Below are 352 nucleotides of genomic sequence, written 5' to 3'. Positions count from 1 at the left end.
TGAACTGCACCCCAAAAGTTGGATACCGATCCAACCTTTGGGGTGTTTTTCATGACGAAGTACGACGAGCAGTTCAAGCAACAGGTTGTCAGCGCGTATCTGTGTGGCGATATCGGTTTTGACGCATTGTCAGCCCGTCACGGAATCCATCACGGTATGCTGCAGCGTTGGGTCGCAGCGTATCGCTTGCATGGCAGTGCGGCACTGCGGAGCAAATACAGCAGCTACGACGCACCATTCAAGCTGCGGGTGTTGCAGCATATGCAGCGCGATGAGTTGTCTCTGCGTGAAGTCTCGGCGCTGTATGACATTCGTGATGCGGGTAGCGTGGCCCGTTGGGCGCGTCTGTATG

General features: G+C 55.4%; 1 protein-coding gene. It reads left to right on the top strand.

The genetic code is table 11. The annotated features are described in order from the left end of the window. Positions 1-51 precede the first annotated feature (51 nt). The coding region (locus ACV22W_RS33680) for a transposase (protein WP_448023858.1) at positions 52-352 on the top strand (301 nt) is incomplete at its 3' end.

This window comes from Burkholderia sp. AW49-1 (assembly GCF_053427845.1).
The sequence above is the reverse complement of the archived record's forward strand: the minus strand, read 5'-3'. Positions and strand labels throughout refer to the sequence as shown.